We start from the raw sequence: 19,536 nt of genomic DNA, 5'->3' as shown, positions 1-19,536 counted from the left end.
TCGCAGCTATATGTTTGTAATTTCATTATTTTATTTGTTTTTTACACCCAGAGCACTGGCAGCTGACTCGGTTAACATCATTTTGAAAGACCATTTATTTATGCCCGCAGAAATCGAAATACCAGCGGGTAAAAAAGTGCGTTTAATCATCGACAATCAGGACGACACCGCGGAAGAATTTGATAGCTTTGATCTCAATCGAGAAAAGGTACTGTTTCCGCATCGCAAGAGTGTGATTTATATCGGGCCATTGAGTATAGGCGAATATCGATTTTTTGGTGAATTCTCACCAAATACTGCTCAGGGTAAGGTAATTGTGAGGGAGTCAACAGATGCTCCTTAACACCGTGATCATCAGTTTGAATCAGTTTTTGCCATTAGCACTACTGTGGGTGCTGTTGTTACAGTGCGATATAGGTGGTAGTCAATCTAAGATCTCCGTTTGGCTTACCGTGCTTTATTGCACAGTTGCATGTACTTTATTTTTGGCTGCGGCAGGGGCAATCAGTCAATGGTTTGATTATCGAGGTTTGGAGATCAGCAAAATCTTGATGTTAGTTGGTATTTATATCTGTGTCTTGGGGGCGATTGCCAGTGCGTATGGAAGTAGATACAAGGTGGCGGCCATTGCTTTAGCCAGTATGTTGTATCTAAGTCATTTTGTTATGTATTTGAGCAGCTATTGGGGGCAAGATGCCACACAGGGATTGCTTATAGGCTCCGTGCTAGGGTTAGGGATTTGTCTAAGTTTTTGTACCTTGCTTTATTTCACACTGACGTGGTTCAGAGCAAATCATGCCGTATCGTTAGTACTTGCATTACTGGCATTTCATAGCGCAAGTAAAATTGCAAACGCGGTTGATTTAGCTGCACAAATTGATTTATTGCCAAGTAGTGAAACCGTGTTTGATGTGCGTGGTTGGCTGGATGAACATGGCATTGTTGGGCGTATTTTAAAGTCTCTTGTAGGTTACGAGGCAACACCCAGCTTGGCGAATTTAATTGCTTTTTTAACATCACTATTTTTAGTCGCTGTGGTGATGTTTTGGCATGTTGAAAAGAATACGCAAGGGGTCTTGAAGGAGTTGAAACATGACTAGATCATTCTTTAGCACAGTATTGTTGTGTAGTGCATTTAGCTTAATGTCATTACCTGTGCTTGCGGATGGCATGGTGGTTGATAAAGTTTATCACCCATATGTTCTGCCATTTGAAAGAGAAGTTGAATGGCGACTGTTGTCTCGGCAAACCGACGACCGCAACGTATTGGCGCAACGCGCTGGACTTGGCTGGGCGATTACTGAATCCGTCACGGTTGAAGGCTATATGATAGGCGAGCGGGATCCTGCTGATAATTTTGACTTGGCCGCTTATGAACTTGAGGCGCGCTGGCAAATGGTTGAGCAGGGACGTTATTGGGCTGATTGGGGAATGTTGTTTGAGCTTGAAAAACGCCATAAGATTTCTGCTTACGAAGCGACGATTGGCATGTTGTTCGAAAAAGAATTTGGTAAAACCAGCCTCACTATGAATGCGTTTATTGTAAGAGAATGGGGGCAAGCGATTAAGAATGAATGGGAGAGTGAATTTAGAGCGCAGTTGCGCTACCGCTATGATCCTGCGTTTCAGCCTGCTATTGAACTGTATAGCGGTGAGGACTTTGTTGGGGTTGGGCCTGCAATTATTGGCTTATACCGGTTTGCTGGGCAACGCCAATTGAAGTGGGAAGTCGGTTTTGTCAGTGAAATCTCTCATAGCGGTAAAGATCACAGCTTTAGATTGGCACTAGAATTTGAATTTTAATGATTAATTTTAGGTTGGATGAGCCACTGCTCTAGGTCGATGTTGCAAAGAAATTATCAGACACAAGTTTGGTGGTTTTTATCTATTATCTTCATTAACTTGCCAGAATAAATTGCAAACCGTGTTTTTTGGATTAGCCTTTAATGTGGGTGAGTAAGTAGACATGGCGTCGCGTACTTTTACCCTCACATTCTTAATCATGGAGAAGAAAATGAATAAACTGGTGTTGATTATTTTGGCAATTATCTTTCCACCGATAGCAGTGGCGTTAAACAATGGGGTAGGGAAAGATCTAGTAATAAACGTACTTTTGAGTATTTTGTTTTTGGTCCCGGGGATTATACATGCACTGTGGCTAATATTACGTTAACTACGGTACTTTAATCAGCTGAAATTAGCTGGCCTTGGTGCTTGGTTATGTGGCAAGATCGTGGTAGTTTTTTGCCAAAATAATTTTAAGAGAAATAGTCATGCCTAAGGCCAGTGAAATTAAAAAACATGCGGCGATTGAGTATAACAATCGCGTAATGATCGTAAGAGACATCGAACGTTCGGTGCCACAAGGTCGCGCAGGTGGTAGCTTGTATCGTATGCGTATGTACGATGTCGTGAATGGCGGCAAAGTTGATGAAACATTCAAAGCCGATGAAATGTTAACACTTGCAGATCTAGTTCGTCGTCCAGTCATGTTCTCGTACATCGATGGTGATGAGTATGTGTTTATGGATGAAGAAGACTACACACCATACAACTTGAATAAAAGCACGATTGAAGAGCAAGTATTGTTCATCAGCGAAGATACAAAAGGGTTATTGGCGGTTATTGTTGAAGGTCGTCCAGTTTCAATCGACTTACCTTCAAGCGTTGAGCTTGTTATTGAAGATACATCCCCTTCAATCAAAGGCGCATCAGCCAGCGCGCGTACTAAACCTGCAACATTAACAACGGGTTTAGTTGTTCAAGTACCTGAGCACATTTCAGCCGGTGACAAGATCCGCATCAACACCGATGAGAAAAAGTTTATGGGTCGCGCAGATTAATTTGCGACTAAATTAGCGAGCACGGTCATTGCTGTGCTCGTATTAAAGAAGCTTTAAACATACCAATCAGGGCCTGCGTGCCAGCAGTTTGGATTGTTGTTTGTTAACGTATCTCCAATATACCCACCCCTCCAATTAACGAGATCAAATAGCGATATGGAAAATAATATAAAATGTCTCACTCAAGCGTGCGATGCTGTTGGTTTTGACTATGAATTCATCGACTTGGACCAGAACTTTGTTCGTGTGAAAATGGACAACGGCTGGCAATACTTTGAACTGAACAAAACACCGTTTAATACCGAAGTGGCGTTTTGTGTATGTAAAGACAAGAGCCATACTTACCAGCTGCTCAAAGAGGTTGTACGAGTCCCAAAAGCGCTAGACTTTTTAGATTTTAATGTTGCCGTAAAGTACAGCAAGTATAAGCACTGTAGCAGCATTGCTGCAGCGCTGGCACGTATTGATGAAGAGCTTGAGTATCCCATCGTTGTTAAACGCAACAAAGGCGCGCTTGGAGACAACGTATTTTTGTGTCATGACGCACTGGAGACGGAAACGGCCCTTAAGGAAATTTTTAATCATCAGTCAAAAAGCTATGACTATTTGGCATTAGCACAACAGTTTGTTGCGACAAAAGCTGAGTATCGTTTGTTATGTGCTTATGGTGAGCCTGTGTTTGCATACCGTCGAGGGAATGCTGCGGCTTCTTTCAACGTAAAATATTGGGAAAATGGTGAGCAAGCTGTTCATGTAACCGATGAAGGGCTGTTGCAACAACTGGCGGATTTCGTTGCACCGATCCACACAGAGTTTCCTATGGGCTGGGTAGGCTACGACATCATTGTTGATGATAAGGACGAGATGTATCTTATCGAGCTTAATGCTTCACCTCAGTTTAATAATTATATTGAAACTAACAGCATAGATCCTGTCATCGAGCTTTATAAAAAAGCGTTACAGGGGTTGAATAAGGTCTGAATAACTAGCTGACTAAGCAGCCTGCTCTATCAAATTTAAGTGACATTTATTGGCTGGGCACGGTGTGTGGAAAGACCGTATTAATCTGAGTATTTGCGAGCAATAGAAAAGAACACCTTTTCTATTGCCATAAACTCATCGAGTATTTCGGGGTCAAAGTGACTACCTCGACCGTCTTTGATTATTTTCAATGCTTGTTCATGCGGCATGGCATCCTTATAAACGCGTTTACTGATCAAAGCATCATACACATCAGCGATAGCCATCAGCCTTGCACTGAGGGGGATATCAGTACCAGATAGGCCTAGTGGATAACCACTGCCATCCCATTTCTCATGATGGAAACGGGCTATTTCTTTGGCTATTTCCAGAAATTTCACTTCCTCAGATAGTTCTTCTTCTGCTTTTGCGATGGCTTCGTAACCCAATTGCGCATGAGTTTTCATGACTTCAAATTCAGCGTCAGTTAGGCGACCATGTTTCAGTAATATCGCATCGGGAATACCCACCTTACCTATGTCATGCAAAGGGGCTGATTTGTAAAAAAGCTCAATGACTTGCTCGGTCAATACATGTTTGTATTTTGGTAGTGTCGCTAATCTCGAGGCGAGTGTTTTAACATAAAGCTGTGTACGCTTAATGTGGTTTCCCGTTTCTTGATCGCGGGTCTCAGCTAAGCAGGCCATTGCTGTAATGGTTGCATCTTGCGCATCGGAAAGTTCTTTGGTTCTTTTTTTTACTTCGGATTCTAGATACGCATTTTGGTCCTTTAAAAAATCTCTGTGGCGCTTAATTTGAATATGAGTTCTGACCCGAGACTGAATAATCGGGGGACTGATTGGTTTGTTGATATAGTCACATGCACCAAGCGAAAACCCGAGTTCTTCGTCTTGTATACTGTTTTTGGCCGTTAAAAAAATCACTGGTATGTCTGCCAGCTTTTCGCTCGCTTTCATTCTCTTTATGACTTCATAACCATCCATTTCAGGCATGATGATATCGAGCAACACGATATCGACAGGTTTAGTGTCCAAAATGTTTAGTGCACTTTTCCCACTTTTGGCGGCGATCACTCGATATTCTGTTTTTAATATCTCCGACATTAACGCGAGGTTTGGGGAGGTATCATCAACCAGCAATACCGTGAACTTCTCAGCCATATACTCCTTCCCACGTAAAACATGAACACTGATTCAATATTAGGTCTATCTTTTTATTAGTGCCAACTGAACAGGTCGAAATATGTTCCAGCTTAGATTGCTTTTTGTTGTTTTATTTGGGTTTATGTTTATCACGAGTATTGCTTTGATGTTTGTTTCGCGACACATAGATACAACTCACGCATTAGAAAAGGAAGCGCGTCAGCAATTGGTGATTCTTAACCAGCTCACAGAGGAGTTTAAGCAGGTATCCGACCATCGTAGTTTATTTGCGCGTGCTTACATTATTACCTTGCAACCACGCTGGTTAGCGCTGTTCAATTACGCCATAGCTGTAAGTGAGGGTAAGGCCCCCCAAATTGACGATCAAAGCCTAAACTATTGGGACAATCTGGCTCTGGATCATGCGACGATTCCTGATGTGGAAAACAGTGGCTCGGGTGTTTCTTTTTTAGAGCGTTTTCAATCTCTTGATATTACAAGTTATGAGTTAAATCAGATACAACGCGCCTTAGACATGGTCAAAAAGTTGATTGAAATCGAACGTAGAGCAATCAGCAATTCGCAGCGGTTATCTAATACTGAGGGTATTAAACAACAGCGTGCCCAGTTGATGTTGGCCGATAAGCGCAACTTTTTATTTGATGAAGCATATTTAGAAACAAAAAATGAGGCAATGTATACGCTGAGTGATATCGAGCATCGTGTGATTACGCGCTTTAAAGCGCAAGCTAACCGTAATCAAAAACAGTTCAAAATTGCTAAACAAATACACAATACCATCATTGGGGTGCTACTGCTGATCATCGCGCTGTCATTCTACTTTTTATGGCACTATTACATATGGCCGATTTCAAGGATGCAAAAAGCCTTGGTTGCACAGGTTGATAGCGATAACTTTGAGTTCCGCCTTGAAAAAACCTATAAAGGCGAGCTGGCCATATTTGCTCAGGCTATGAATCGCTTATTAGGAAACGTTAATGAGCAATTGAAGTACAGTGAAATTCTAAAGGAACTCAACTTGGCGTTGCGTGGGAAAAATAGCGCGCAAGAACTGGGTGATGAAATTATTGAATTTATCTGTCATCGTTTATCCATTCCTTTGGTCGGTTTGTACGTCAGCTATGAAGACGAATTGGTTAGGGTATCGGGAATCGGATATCGGGATGGCGCACAAACTACTTACCATGATTCGGACTTAGTTTACTTTCACGCTGTGAAAATGAACAAAAAATATTCTATAGACCTTGCACAACAGTATGCAATCGATCATCACGGGCATCAGGTCTTTCTCAAAGAATTACATTACTTTCCTTTGAGTGTTTCTGATAACTGTATCGGCCTGTTGGAGCTGGGCAGTTTTTATAATATTGGTGAAAAAGAATTTTATTGGCTCAACTTCATCATTAGAGACTTGTCTGTTGGTCTGCACTTAGCGAGGAATCAAGAGCTACAAAGAAAGACAGAGCGCAAGCTGGTGGAGCAGCTGGAATTAAACCGTAAGATCATTGATGCGATCCCCAATCCCATGTATTACCGCAACAGAGATGGCATATATATGGGCGTAAATTCCCAATTCCATGAAATCATAGGTACTTTTGAAGCGGATGTGATTGGCGCTAGACCCGACAATATTTTTAGCTTTGACATTGCGAGTCGTTTTAATGAGTCTGAGCGACAGTTGTTGACTAAACCCGGTAGTCACAATTATGAAATGCGCCTCAAGGATGTGCACGGTAATTTGCGGGAGATGGTGGTGTATGAAGCCACTTTTAGTGATGCAGATAACCATGTTGCGGGGATTGTAGGTTTATTGCTTGACGTTACAAAAAGTAAAGAAATGGAAGCGCAGCTGCGTGAAGCAAAAGCGAAAGCAGATAGTACCAGCAAAGCTAAAGGCGAATTTTTGGCGAATATGAGCCATGAGATACGCACGCCAATGAATGCCATCATAGGTATGAGTCATCTTGTACTCAATACCAAGTTATCTAAGCAGCAGATGAATTACATAAAAAAAATCGACATGGCCGCGAACAATCTGCTGGGGATCATAAACGACGTATTAGACTTTTCAAAAATAGAGTCAGGCAAGATGACCATAGTAAACGAGGAGTTTGACTTGGAAGAAGTCATGACGAATGTTTCTGTGGTCAACTCAGTGAAAGCGGAAGATAAAGGCATAGAATTATTGTTAGACATTCCTTCTTCTATCCCTACCAACCTAATCGGCGATTCGCTGCGCTTAGGGCAGGTCTTGATCAACCTGTGTGGTAATGCCATTAAGTTCACGGAACACGGTGAGGTGATCATTACCGCAACGGTTGTTGAGCTAACTGCGGATGCAGCGTTACTCAGGTTTTCTGTTAAAGACTCAGGTATTGGGCTGACAAAAGAGCAGCAAGATAAACTGTTTAAGGCTTTTTCTCAGGCTGATAGCTCTATCACTCGTAAGTATGGTGGAACGGGGCTAGGTTTAAGTATATCGAAACGATTGGTGGAGTTAATGGGAGGGCAGATAGGCGTTAGCAGCCAACCCGGTGTCGGTTCTGAATTTTATTTTACTGTTAAAGTGGGTTTGCAGGCTCAACCAAGAAAACAATGGCTGTGTCCTGAGTCTATCATCAGAAATACATCAGTATTAGTTGTGGATGATAATGACGCGGCTAGAGAAATCATGTCGAATTTGATAAAGGGCCTAGGGTTTGCAACTTACGCAGTAGCCAGCGCACAAGAAGCGCTCGATGAACTTGCAAGACGGCCTTATCAGTTGGTTTTTACTGATTGGAGCATGCCAGAAGTAGATGGCTGTCAGTTAGCATCCCGTATTTATGATCTCAATCTGCAACCTAAACCTAAAATCATTCTGGTAACGGCCCATAGTCGTGAATTAGACATGGATGAAGCCCTGATCCGTAAATTAGATGGGATCATTAGTAAACCTATAAATGCATCCATTGTGTTTGACTGTGTAATAGATTGCTTTGATATAAAAGGACGTGAAGCGCCTGTCGTTAAACGGCAACTAGAGCATGTTTCGTTTGCAGGGGCCAAGGTGTTGTTGGTTGAAGATAATGTTACCAACCAAGAAGTTGCAACTGAAATGCTGAAGTCTCTAGATTTACACGTGACCATTGCCAACCATGGTCAAGAGGCACTTGAAATGCTCGAACGCGGTGAACAATTTGAGTTGGTTTTCATGGATATGCAAATGCCGGTGATGGATGGTTTAACGGCGACTAAGAAGATCAGAGCTCAGCCCCAATTTGCTAACTTACCTATCGTTGCCATGACCGCCAACGCGATGCACGAGGACATAGAACGTTGTATGGCGGCGGGTATGAACGCTCACATAAGTAAGCCGATTAATTTCAATAAGATGGTGTCGACAATTGACGCACAAATTAATTCGGGCGAGCCAACTAAACCAGCGCTCGAGGAAGCGACTCAACACGAAACCGAAGCAGCCGCTGCTGAAAATAGCTATGAACTCGATGGTATTGATATCAATGAAGGGCTGGAGCGCATTGGTGGCAATGAAAAAGCATACTGGAGTATTCTCGGTAAATTTATTCACAAGCAAATCGAGGAACTGATTAATTTGGAGCAAGCGTTGATCATAGGGGATTCGGAACATGCTTCTCGCATAGCGCATTCGCTCAAAGGTTCAGCAGCTAATCTGTCGGCAAACTATCTTGTGGAGCAAGGTACTTCGTTTGAAACGCAAATCAAAACCGCTGGTAAAGTTGATATAGAGCAGTTGCATGAAGTGATAGATTATCTACGTGATATGCACGAAAAGCTGGAGAGCCGACAGGCTGAGACACAACAAGTCAATACAACCGATAGCACCACCATGCCAAAAGCGAAGTTAGATAAGCTGTTTACTGAGCTCCTTGAGTTGGTAGAGAGTAACGACGTACAGGCAATCGAACTAGTTGATACCTTGTCTGATCAAGATGTTGTTTCTAAAGAGAAGTTAGAGCAGCTGCGCAATACCATAACGGATTTTGAGTTCGAAAAAGCGAAAGCAATCTTGCAGGAGCTAAGGGGTAGCTAATGCGAATTAAAACACGACAAAATAGCCCAATGCTAACACCACTAAATGTAATAACTCAGAGTTGGCCCTAGAGTTTAAACGAATAGGGCCTGACTTCATCTGAGAGGCAGTTTTTAGCGAGGAGCGGACGCTAACTTCAGCTCGTTTTTGGACAGAAACGCGTTAGAGACTAAGGGCAGCTTCGTGCCAGAAGCAGCCGTTGACTCGGCTTGTTAGGTATTGTTACATCGTATTCGTTTGATAAGACTTATTCATAACTTCTAGCGATATATCATTATTTCGATGGAATCCCACTATACGGTTTACGTCTAATTGTTCACTTCTCACAAATTCGATAAATCGTTTGCTATAACTCGGCAGTATGTTCGCGATGGTGTTATCAAAAGCGATTTCTAAAAAATCAGTTTGAAATATAATGCCTTCTTTCTCAAAATAGGCGAAGCTTTGACGTTTTGAACGAGTGTTTTCTAAAACGTAAAAGCGAACATCATCAATAACTTGTCCAGTTGTAATCGTTTCAAAACTGAATTTTTTTATTACTCTAGAAAAAAGAGGAAAAGCCTTTATTGCTTTTACTGTATAAGCGTCTGCGTAAATTTTTGCGCCTAGCTCTACATAAGGTAATAGTCCTGAAATATGGTCGCTATAAGGATGAGTGACAAAGACTGCTGTAATTTTTTTATCAGGGAATCGTTGTTTAATAGTGTCGATAACTTGTTTGGACGATTTACTATTTCTTGATGCACCAAACACCGTAATATCGTTATTATTTATTTTAAATAGAACATTCTCTATTGCTGATTCATCAGTCACTATGTAGAGGCTCTTTGCTATCGGTGCAATGGTTAAGGTTGGGCTTTTACCTGAAGCGGACTTGTAGTAGCCACTCGGTAACATGAGCTTTTCTGTTTCAATTTGTTCTATCTCTTCAAATTTTTCAATACGAATTATAAAACTGGGGATTGAGTCTCCGTTGTATTTCTTGACAAGTGAGTGAGCAAAGTAGTAACCGTTGCTATATCTGTAGTCGTCATAAAGATAAATTCGCTTTCTACTTTTATTATTGATTGATGCTAAGCGCAAAGGATCAGTATTAAATACATACTCCATAGTTTGCTTTTCAGATGGACGATGAATTAACGTTACTGTCCCAGCCTTTTCATTCTGGTGATATGTTATTTTTTCATCGATATTCGATTCGGTTATCAAAGGCTTTACAGCAAAGAAGTCTACGTTCATTAACGTGAGATTTTTATATCGATTAAAGCTATCTATGTTTTGTTCAATTGCACTTTTACCTAAAGAAATCCCGTTACGTTCGTAACGCAAACTTTCTTCACTATTTTGAAAGTGCACTTCATCAAAATACAGCCCACCAGTATAGTGATGAACAACATTTTGATAATAATGCTGCTTATCAATGTCAATATCGGTGATTTTAAAAGCTTTATAGCGTGTAGGTGCTTGAAAATCCCATGACTGATACGGGTCACTTTGTCCTAGATAACTGTGGATTAATGAAAAGGCCTTAATAGAAGACGTATTTTGATAGTGAGTCTTAAGCATACTGAGGAATGATTCAGCCTCATTTGCATAGGTACTGAAAGGAAAGCTAGCTAATATCGTTATGAGAAAAAATGATTTTAAATAAAATCTCAAAATAAACTCCTTTTTGAAAGATTAAGCTTGAATACTCAGAAATATCTAACGCTTCGTTAATAGGCAATAAAATAGTTGGCTAAAATTAGCGACGTAGGAGCAAAAAGCCAACTTTTTTTGTCCGGTTTAAATGACTTGATAGGCATCAATTCTCAATTGCTTTTAGATAAACAATTAGCACGCACCTGGTAAGCTTTGATTGGTACTTTTTTTAGTTTTATTTATTCTCTGCCTAAGGAATAGCTCAGCTATTAATAAGTTTGGAATCCAGCAAATCCATGCCAAAACGGGATATGCATCGACAAACTTTACTCCCAGTACCATACTAAGACCGAGGTAGAGCCTTAAAGTTACACCAGCTAAAGTAACGGCATAGCTTCGAATCATCCAGTTTTCATGTGACCTAACATCGCCTTTACGGATCAGGCGATAAGCATTGATGGTTGTCGTCAACCAAAAGATAGCCATAAGGCCAAATCCTGATTGTACATAAAAACCGCCTACTGAATTAACGGCCAAAACAAAACCAGAAATGCCGCTAAACAATATGGCTCCAACATAAAATCGACCGAGCAATCGATGAAGAGATAAGTACTTTATTCTAATTAAAGTACTAAATTGAAGAGCTCCGAATACTATTGCAATAGAACCGCCCATAAAATGAATCGATGTAAACCCGGGAAAATTTGTAAAAAGGTTCTGAATAAAAGGTGGCCTAATACTAGGCATAGCAAGAAGCCCTATAGCATAAATAGCTACCAGTACCGCTGAAAGAGTCATTATACTCCATAAGATTTTTTTGCTCATATGCCTTCCTTGATGCCTAACACCCGTATAATGGGCGAATTAAGCTTCTAAAATTAACGAGGAACGAGCGTCAGCCAAGCTTGAGACGTCCATTCATTCATGCGCTTGTTATATGCCAATACTACGTGGCATTGGGTTTATTTTTATAAGCTTATCAGAAATTTCATCCCAAGCGATCAATGCTGGTTGCATTGAATTAGGCGATTTATCAATAAGATCCTGAACTTCACCTGCTCCTGAATTTACGAATTTGGTAATGGAAGACAAATATATATCCGTTGCCTTTTCAAATTGGCTTTGCTCCCAGTTTGTTTTATAAAGGAGTTTGACCCGCTCATTGTTTTTACCAACACAGTAAAGCGCTAATACGAGTGAATAATCAGTTTCAGGAACTTTTTTGCTGGATTGCGAAGAGGTTATAATTTGACATTCATATTCAGCACCTTCGCCAAAGTATTTTTTATAAATAGTTTGAAGCGACTTTTTAATTATGGGGTAACAGTCTTCAGCAGCTTTATCCCCTAGCTTTTTGACAAAAGCTGCGCCGAAAACAAGAGCAATCGAAGACATGGTTAATAAGATAATTGAAGCTTGGGGCCCTTTATCTGGAGTTTCATAAAATTCCACACTGTCTTCAAAAGTTGCCAATTCACTTTTGAGATTAAGAATTGCCTCACTATCAATACCGTCTTCAAAAACTACATTCAATATCTGAGGGTTCACCTTGATTCTCCTTGCCATAATGGCCTTGTTAGGTATTTATTTGAACACGTTACCTTTTTTGATAGCGAACCTCAAATTTACCATTGTTTGCCTTTATATAAATAGGCTTTGTTAATGACGCCGATTTATAATTATCCAAATCCTGAGCTAGTAACTCTGAGCTGTCGTATTTAACCAAAACATTAGGAATACAATTTTTTAAATTATCTTGCACCTTAGTTAAAACAACGGAAGGTAACCCCTTATGTTCTATATGAAGATAAGAATTAACATTACTTCCGGAAATGTTCATATCAAAATTCACAAGCTTAATACTTTTAATTTGATGAGTTTCTAAATTATTTAAGTTGACCGGGCAATCAACTAAAACAGGAATTCTTAATACCCCATAGGCTTCATCTTTTGAGTCATTTATTGACGTTTCTCCGCATGAAGTGAGGAACATTAAGCTGAAAATTAATAGACTAGATTTAAGATACATGCCGATCCTTGAACTAAATACCTAACGCCGCAATATGGGGCGCACAAAAGCTTGGCTATACTAAGCGAAGAATGAGCGCAGCCAAGCTTTTTGCGTCCCATTCATTATTGCTTTGTTATGCCTACTTTGGCGGCGGTGGTACTAATGGTGGTGGAACAGGCATCACTTTTTGCTGGTTATCAAAGTGAACCTCTTTCAGGTGTTTGCATAAACCATCAAAGTCAGGAAACATGGTCATGTCGTTTATGCCCATTAGGTTTAATTCTTTCATAACATGACCGCGTTCGGTTGCGGGCATATCAAATTTCCAAAGTAAATCACCACCGACAGCATTAACTTTAGAAAGTATAAAAGTTTGCAAGTCAGATACATTTGTCAATGTGGTTACCCCCATCTGTCTTGACATCCTAGGGTTATCAGTGGCAAATGGAACAAAATCACTTACAAAGTCAGAATTTTCTAATAAATTACTCTGGGCTTGAAAATTACTTCCCCAAAGATCTATATCGAATATAAATACAGAGACCATTTCATTTGGTTTAGGTGTTAGTGAAGCCCCCTTGAACGCAAAATAAGCCGCTATATACGGAGATAAAGTCCAATCTAATAAGGGGGTTGGAAAACCATGATGCTGAAGCCTTGCTAATAAGTGCCCAAATTCCTGACTATCGGAAAGATTGACGGGTTTATCAAAACTTGAAATCTGATAATTAACATCCTGCATTATGCTAGTTAGGTATTGATGCATTGTTATATTTTTATTTTCGATACTTCTGTGAAAGCTCGTTTTAAGCTTCCATGAGCTGTCACTTTGACCTCTAAAATAATACTTTTTACCAGTATTTATATTAGTGCCAACCCAGCTCTTAAAGTCATTCCAATTGCTAGACATGAAGCCTGACTCTCCTGTAGGCATAACAGCGTATTATCGAGAATTCCTGTTAACACTAAATATGTCAATTGCCAGAATTATCAAAATACGATTTTTAATAATCTAATTATTAACAACTTACACATAGCTACAAGGAATTACAATTGTTTAGACTACCCCATACCCGAGAATTTACTTAATCGAGAATAAATAAAATTACATAACGAGAATACACATTAAAAATAGTAAGAAAATTAATAGCTTAAATTTTTAAGAAAGTTTTAACGAGAAGCCGCTTAAATTACATAACGAGAATCGATTGTTTTTAAGTCTAGATTTTGAATGTCCATTCCTCGCTCATAGCTTTGCTCGCTACCAACGTCTGTTCTTCGTTCTAAGCCGCACTTAGAACATTTATGTTAACTGACAATGGGGCAGAAACGAGTTACGCTGATGGTCCGCTTCTGGCACACAGCAAACGCTTACAGCTTTATGTCGGATGGCGTGGCTTCGCCCCTTATCCAACCTACTGCAATTTAAGCGCGGTAGGTCGGTATAAGCGAAGCGCCATCCGACGTCTAACCGTTTTATGCAATGTGTGCCATGTCCTGCCATTGATTAGCTTTATTGGAACATCTGAAATTGGCACACAGCAAACGCTTACAGCTTTATGTCGGATGGCGTGGCTTCGCCTCTTATCCAACCTACAGCAATTTAAGGTGCCAACTTATAAGTTTGGAGCATACTCGCTTTATTCGCCCTCTCAAAGTGATTGCACTCCCCTACACCGTTGCTGAGCAGTTGTTAGCTACGGCTATTTAAGTAACGCCAGTAACTGATTACCAGCGGCGATGGTGTTGTCTTCACCTAAGAAGATATTCTCGGCATTTTTAACGACAAATACACTATCAACCCAGTCGGATATATCTCGGTTAAACATTGCCAGCATTTCAGTTGGTACATTTTCAGTGCTTTCTAGCTTTGACAATGTATTAGCGACTTCATCTATGATGAGTGCTCCATCGTTGAATTCAACACAAAAATATAAGCAATTGGCGACTTCTTTCATGTACTTGGCAATAGTCTGGTAATTTGTTTGATTGTTAAGCGCTTCAGCTAGACCTATTTCGGCGTCTAGTTCCTTAATTGATTCAGTCAAAGATATAAGATCGTCTTGAGCGATAGGACTTTCTTGCCAAAACTGGTCGGCACTCACTGGTGACTTTTGCATTTTATTGCCCAAAGCGCCCATTTCTCCTGGGGAAAAATCGAAAAAGGCTTCTTCAAATAACTCAACGTTATCGCTGGATCGTAAATTGCCGCTATATATTTTTTCATTGGTTTTGATTGTTTCAACGACTTGTTTGTTAAGTTCTGCTTTGTTTTCATTCTCCTGAGCTTGGATGGCATAAAAGCGTTTAAACAATTCATTGGTGTCTTTAATTTGTTCGGCGATACGTTTGAGGTTTGTTAAATCTTTTTGCATGGATATGTAGTGAGTGACTTCATCTTCTTCATTTCTAATTTCCGAAATATTCCACTCTACTGGGTATGCAGAACCGTCTTTTCGGTAGTTGATAGATGAGCCGTAGAAGTAACCGCTTTGTTTCAGCGCAGGTGTAATTTTTGCAATTACTTTGTGGTTACTGCCTGAGCCTTGTAGGATGCGAGGAGATTGGCCTACAAGCTCGGCTAATTCGTAGCCAGTATGCTGACAAAATACCTTGTTGGCATAAACGATTGGATACCCCTTGGCGTGGTCGGCAGTCGTGATGACAATCGCATGATGAGAATGCATTAGTACTTGTCTAAGTAATTGAAGCACAGAGCAACTATGCATAAGCTGACTAAAAAATGCAGCTTCTTCTAAATTTGACGTGTTGTTATACATGAGCCATGAACTCCAATGTGATTTATACGAGCTAAATTAAAGTTAGTGCAAATGTGGTGAAAAACCAGCAGCTCTAATCAATACGAATGTAGGGGGAACATGGATTGGTTTTTACCCAAGAGCGCTAAAAACATTGAGGATGTTTTAGTTTGATTGATAGGGTAAGTGCTGATGATATTCGGCTTACTGATCTCACAACACAAGCAATTAATGCTTTTTTATTTATCTTTTTAATTTTTTGGTGCTTTTTTCTTATCCAATATGAATGTCAATTTTTGTGTTAACAAAATGTCATAGAAATTTCATTTCATTGGTCGCAAAATTGATTGACTTGGAGATTGATCTAGATAGACTGAACTTAGACAAAAAATATGTCAGTGTTTATAAATCTCCATTACGTTGTTGTATAAGTCATACTTGTAGTACCGTCCTGAAGTTTTTAAGTACCGTCTAATTTTTGCTCTATGCGCCCAGATGGGCATAGTTAAATTTTTAAATCAGGATATCTAGATATGTCTAATACAGTAACTGGCACAGTTAAGTGGTTCAACGAGTCAAAAGGTTTTGGTTTCATCGCACAAGAGAATGGCCCAGACGTTTTTGCTCACTTCAGCGCAATCAAAGGTGACGGTTTCCGTACTCTTGCTGAAGGCCAACGTGTTGAGTTCACTCTTGCTACAGGTCAAAAAGGCCCACAAGCAGAGAACATCACTGTTATCTAAGCATTCGTGCTGTGAAAAAAAGCAAGCTAAGGCTTGCTTTTTTTGTGCGCAAAATATGGTGCTATGGTAACTAATGATAACCAGACAACACCAATTTGTATGACTCGGTTCTTTTTACATCCTCGAACGCTATGCGCAGCTTATTAATAACTTCAGCTGGAGTATCAATATTGGCGGCCAAGTACCCTCTTACCGAAAGGTTTGGAACACTGAATAAGAATCGAAAATGATCTTTTGGCAGGTTTAACGCATCTGCCATCGGTTTAATATAGCGAGGGTCGTCTAGCACTAAATCCACTTTGTTTGTGATCAAAAGTTGATAAGAGCGTTCAATATCTGCGGTGAGTACATACTCAAAACCATATTGTTCTAGTTGTTCCGCGGCTATATCTCCACGCTGAACAGCGAGGCGATATTTTTTAGCATCTTCTAATGATGTTACTTTTACGTCTTGACGATAATTGTTCGTTACAAACCCCAGTTCGAATTTGGCCACCGGTCCAATCCAGTGGAAATTCTGCTCTCGTAGTGGGGTTTTTGCCATGCTGTAGATCAAGGTGTTTTTACGTTCACTGGCGACTTTAAATGCTCTAGCCCATGGATAAAGGTAGTAATCTGCCTTCAGGTGAGCCTGTTCAACGATGCGTTTGACCAAATCGGTACTGGTGCCTCCTACCACACCATTATCATAAGTTTGATTCGGTGGTGAGAGCTCAGTCACAACGGTTAAATGTGGTAGGGCAGACGCGGTGCTGCCACCACTAAAGCACAACCCAGACCATAACAGGCAAGATAATAGCAAACAGTGAAGGTGTTTATTTAAAACCACGGCAGTACTCAAATGACGGTTATATGGTAAGTGTAGCAAACAAGTTTAAAAACAGCGCGAGTTAGATAATTTAACTGCTTGATAAGGTGCTACTCTTTGTGGGTTTTTAGGTGACTCATCTCATCGGCAGTTTGATTATGCTTAATGGATAGGTTGGTGCTGCAACTGAGCTAGATGGTCACGAATATAACATTTAGAAGCTGCCTTTTTACTTTCCCCTCATCATAACTTTCATGATTGTTCATTTGAGATGAGCTGTAATGTTATTTCGACCCTTAAACAAATGAATGTAGTGCCAGTAATTTTGCAATATTTGATGGGTAGGTTACATAAAATCAGCACTGGATATAGGATGGAGACCTTGATGGAATTTGATACTAGCCAAAAACCCCGTGGACTTAAACGCATCTACTTTGCATTTAAACACTCAATGCGTGGACTGAAATGGTTGGCTCGTAATGAATCGGCATTTCGCCAAGAAGTGGTGTTACTTGCAATCACTTTAATGGTTATTTTCAATATCGAAATTAGCTTGTATGAAAAGGTTGCGATGCTGTGCGCCACGCTGTTTGTTATGTTTGCCGAGATTATCAATACGGCCATTGAAGCCACAATCGACCGTGTTAGTTTTGAGATACATCCTTTGTCAGGTTTGGCGAAGGACCTAGGTTCGGCTGGGGTTTTAGTATCATTGATAGTGTTTATGTGTGTTTGGGGCAGTTGTCTTTATAGCAATTTTCTGGCGACATGATAGTCGCTCAGTGAGTATCAATATAGCCTAACATTTCAATTCGATATGCTTAGTATCATTCATCATATTTATATAGGCTATAACTTAAATTGTCGACAATCTCATCGCTATCAGGTTGACGTTAACGTAAAGCAACACTATATTGTCTACAACTTTTAATCACTCAGTGTATGTGGGCTAAGATGGAGTTTTTTCAAGAACAAGCCGTGACATCCTCGGATAAAGCCTTCTTTCGCCTTAGGAAGGAGATTGTCGAGGGAGTGATCCCATCAGGGTCGAAACTGAGTGAAACCGAATTGTCGACAAAGTATCAGGTAAGTCGTGCGGTCGTTCGCGAGGCTATTAACCGTCTAGAAGCGTGTAATATCGTTGAGCGCAGGGCTAACGTTGGAGCGCGTGTTGTCTCGCTCAGCCCAGAAGGCTTGATTGAGCTTTATCAAGTTAGAGAATCGCTCGAAGGTATGGCGGCGCGCTTAGCCGCACAGCATATGAGTGCTCAGGAGATCACTGATCTCAACGCCTTACTAAATAGTCAATCTCATGAAGTCAAAAATGCTGAGCTTTATTATCAAGAAGCGGGCGATCTGGATTTTCACTACCGTATCATCTTAGGCAGTAAAAACAGCCATCTGATTTCTATGTTGGTGAATGGGTTATATCACTTGGTGCGTATGTATCGCGTACAACTTGGTATGGCCGGTCCAAGAGTCACCAGTGCTTTTGACGAACACAAGCATATCGTACAAGCCATCAGCAATCGCGATCCAGAATTGGCGGAAATGTTGATGCGTCGACATATTACATACTCAAAAAATAATATCGAAGCTAAGCTTCAAAACAGCTTATAAAGAGAGAGCATCATGACAGGATATAAAAGCGCAGGTAAAAAGTTTCGTGAGGCATTAGTTGCGAATCAACCATTGCAAATTGTAGGTACTATCAATGCCTACTCAGCCATCATGGCTAAGAAGATAGGCCATCAAGCTATTTATCTCTCTGGCGGCGGCGTGGCCAATGCTTCTTACGGTTTGCCAGACTTAGGCATGACCTCATTAAATGATGTGATTGCGGATGTGCAGCGCATTACAGCCGCTTGTGATTTACCTCTAATGGTAGATATAGATACAGGTTGGGGTGGTGCATTCAACATCGCTAAAACCATCCGTGATATGGAAAAAGCCGGTGCTGCTGCAGTACACATGGAAGATCAGGTCGCTCAAAAACGTTGTGGTCACCGTCCAAACAAAGAAATCGTTTCTACAGAAGAAATGGTTGACCGTATTAAAGCGGCGGTGGACGCTCGCACCGATCCTGATTTTTTCATTATGGCGCGCACCGATGCATTCGCTCAAGAAGGGTTAGAGGCCGCGATTGAACGCGCTAAAGCCTATGTGGCAGCGGGAGCTGATGGCATCTTCGCAGAAGCTGTAAAAACCGAAGAGCATTACCGAGCGTTCAGTGAAGCGCTAGATGTGCCAATTTTGGCAAATATCACCGAATTTGGCCAAACTGAACTTTGGAACAAAGACCAACTGGCTCAGTGGGGTGTTGATATGGTGCTTTATCCATTGAGTGCGTTCCGCGCGATGAACAAAGCAGCCGAATTGGTTTACCAAACAATTTTGTCAGACGGTGACCAAAAAGCGGTTATCGACACCATGCAAACACGTATGGACTTATATGATTACCTTGGTTATCACGACTATGAGCAGAAGCTTGATTCATTGTTTGCCGAAGGTAAAAACAAGTAATTCGAAAAAT

General features: G+C 40.7%; 20 protein-coding genes. 12 read left to right on the top strand and 8 right to left on the bottom strand.

Annotated features, from left to right (window positions below):
* The first annotated feature begins 10 nt into the window (after positions 1-10).
* The 6 genes from C2M32_RS20115 (at position 11) to C2M32_RS20090 (ending at position 3,824) form a co-directional block, all read left to right on the top strand.
* A complete protein-coding gene (locus C2M32_RS20115) occupies positions 11-343 on the top strand; it encodes a cupredoxin domain-containing protein (protein WP_105170156.1) in 333 nt (110 codons plus the stop codon).
* A complete protein-coding gene (locus C2M32_RS20110) occupies positions 333-1,100 on the top strand; it encodes an iron transporter (protein ID WP_105170076.1) in 768 nt (255 codons plus the stop codon). The genes C2M32_RS20115 and C2M32_RS20110 overlap by 11 nt, the downstream gene beginning before the upstream one ends.
* Positions 1,093-1,803, top strand: coding sequence for a hypothetical protein (locus C2M32_RS20105; protein ID WP_105170075.1), 711 nt, complete (start codon positions 1,093-1,095; stop codon positions 1,801-1,803). Before C2M32_RS20110 ends, C2M32_RS20105 begins: the two co-directional genes overlap by 8 nt.
* 163 nt (positions 1,804-1,966) lie before the next feature.
* A complete protein-coding gene (locus tag C2M32_RS20100) occupies positions 1,967-2,173 on the top strand; it encodes a YqaE/Pmp3 family membrane protein (RefSeq protein ID WP_442792727.1) in 207 nt (68 codons plus the stop codon).
* A gap of 100 nt (positions 2,174-2,273) precedes the next feature.
* Positions 2,274-2,843 (top strand): elongation factor P-like protein EfpL, encoded by a 570-nt coding sequence (gene efpL, locus C2M32_RS20095; protein WP_105170073.1) that lies wholly within the window; start codon positions 2,274-2,276, stop codon positions 2,841-2,843.
* 156 nt (positions 2,844-2,999) lie between these two features.
* Complete coding sequence (locus C2M32_RS20090) at positions 3,000-3,824, top strand: ATP-grasp domain-containing protein (protein ID WP_105170072.1); 825 nt, start codon at positions 3,000-3,002, stop codon at positions 3,822-3,824.
* 80 nt (positions 3,825-3,904) lie between these two features.
* On the opposite strand, the gene C2M32_RS20085 is transcribed toward C2M32_RS20090, so the two are convergent.
* Positions 3,905-4,984, bottom strand: a complete 1,080-nt coding sequence (locus tag C2M32_RS20085) for a response regulator (protein WP_105170071.1) — start codon at positions 4,982-4,984, stop codon at positions 3,905-3,907.
* Positions 4,985-5,066: 82 nt separating this feature from the next.
* Here C2M32_RS20085 and C2M32_RS20080 point away from each other — a divergent pair, with 82 nt between their 5' ends.
* Positions 5,067-9,041, top strand: a complete 3,975-nt coding sequence (locus C2M32_RS20080) for a hybrid sensor histidine kinase/response regulator (RefSeq protein ID WP_105170070.1) — start codon at positions 5,067-5,069, stop codon at positions 9,039-9,041.
* Positions 9,042-9,263: 222 nt separating this feature from the next.
* Here C2M32_RS20080 and C2M32_RS20075 read toward each other — a convergent pair whose 3' ends face one another.
* From C2M32_RS20075 to C2M32_RS20055, 5 genes are all read right to left on the bottom strand, one after another.
* A complete protein-coding gene (locus C2M32_RS20075) occupies positions 9,264-10,700 on the bottom strand; it encodes a hypothetical protein (protein WP_105170069.1) in 1,437 nt (478 codons plus the stop codon).
* Positions 10,701-10,874: 174 nt separating this feature from the next.
* Positions 10,875-11,507: a DUF2306 domain-containing protein gene (locus tag C2M32_RS20070; RefSeq protein WP_105170068.1), complete on the bottom strand. Its 633-nt coding sequence runs from the start codon at positions 11,505-11,507 to the stop codon at positions 10,875-10,877.
* A gap of 108 nt (positions 11,508-11,615) precedes the next feature.
* Positions 11,616-12,230 carry a hypothetical protein gene (locus C2M32_RS20065; protein WP_105170067.1) on the bottom strand — a complete coding sequence of 205 codons (615 nt, stop codon included), beginning with the start codon at positions 12,228-12,230 and terminating at the stop codon, positions 11,616-11,618.
* A gap of 49 nt (positions 12,231-12,279) precedes the next feature.
* The gene (locus C2M32_RS20060) at positions 12,280-12,711 is read right to left on the bottom strand and encodes a hypothetical protein (protein WP_105170066.1); all 432 of its coding nucleotides are present in this window, start codon (positions 12,709-12,711) and stop codon (positions 12,280-12,282) included.
* A gap of 121 nt (positions 12,712-12,832) precedes the next feature.
* Positions 12,833-13,603, bottom strand: coding sequence for an FRG domain-containing protein (locus C2M32_RS20055; protein ID WP_105170065.1), 771 nt, complete (start codon positions 13,601-13,603; stop codon positions 12,833-12,835).
* Between the two features lie 606 nt (positions 13,604-14,209).
* Between C2M32_RS20055 and C2M32_RS20950 the strand changes: the two genes are divergently transcribed.
* Positions 14,210-14,404, top strand: a complete 195-nt coding sequence (locus C2M32_RS20950; RefSeq protein WP_234401368.1) for a hypothetical protein — start codon at positions 14,210-14,212, stop codon at positions 14,402-14,404.
* On the opposite strand, the gene C2M32_RS20045 is transcribed toward C2M32_RS20950, so the two are convergent.
* Positions 14,397-15,473 carry a PAS domain-containing protein gene (locus tag C2M32_RS20045; protein ID WP_105170063.1) on the bottom strand — a complete coding sequence of 359 codons (1,077 nt, stop codon included), beginning with the start codon at positions 15,471-15,473 and terminating at the stop codon, positions 14,397-14,399. The two genes, C2M32_RS20950 and C2M32_RS20045, sit on opposite strands and share 8 nt — an antisense overlap.
* A gap of 512 nt (positions 15,474-15,985) precedes the next feature.
* On the opposite strand from C2M32_RS20045, the gene C2M32_RS20040 reads away from it, so the two are divergent.
* Positions 15,986-16,195, top strand: coding sequence for a cold-shock protein (locus C2M32_RS20040; protein WP_070986022.1), 210 nt, complete (start codon positions 15,986-15,988; stop codon positions 16,193-16,195).
* 70 nt (positions 16,196-16,265) lie between these two features.
* Here the strand turns inward: C2M32_RS20040 and C2M32_RS20035 are convergent, their stop codons facing one another.
* Positions 16,266-17,024, bottom strand: a complete 759-nt coding sequence (locus tag C2M32_RS20035; protein ID WP_234401367.1) for a substrate-binding periplasmic protein — start codon at positions 17,022-17,024, stop codon at positions 16,266-16,268.
* Positions 17,025-17,388: 364 nt separating this feature from the next.
* Between C2M32_RS20035 and C2M32_RS20030 the strand changes: the two genes are divergently transcribed.
* From C2M32_RS20030 to prpB, 3 genes are all read left to right on the top strand, one after another.
* Positions 17,389-17,775 carry a diacylglycerol kinase gene (locus tag C2M32_RS20030; protein WP_105170062.1) on the top strand — a complete coding sequence of 129 codons (387 nt, stop codon included), beginning with the start codon at positions 17,389-17,391 and terminating at the stop codon, positions 17,773-17,775.
* A gap of 182 nt (positions 17,776-17,957) precedes the next feature.
* Positions 17,958-18,623 (top strand): GntR family transcriptional regulator, encoded by a 666-nt coding sequence (locus C2M32_RS20025; RefSeq protein ID WP_105170061.1) that lies wholly within the window; start codon positions 17,958-17,960, stop codon positions 18,621-18,623.
* Positions 18,624-18,635: 12 nt separating this feature from the next.
* Positions 18,636-19,526 (top strand): methylisocitrate lyase, encoded by an 891-nt coding sequence (gene prpB / locus C2M32_RS20020; RefSeq protein ID WP_105170060.1) that lies wholly within the window; start codon positions 18,636-18,638, stop codon positions 19,524-19,526.
* Positions 19,527-19,536: the final 10 nt, after the last annotated feature.

Origin of the sequence: Pseudoalteromonas sp. T1lg23B (assembly GCF_002964665.1) — a bacterium.
Taxonomy (GTDB): Bacteria; Pseudomonadota; Gammaproteobacteria; order Enterobacterales; family Alteromonadaceae; genus Pseudoalteromonas.
Note: the sequence above shows the minus strand (reverse complement) of the source record. Positions and strands in the feature narration are given on the sequence as shown.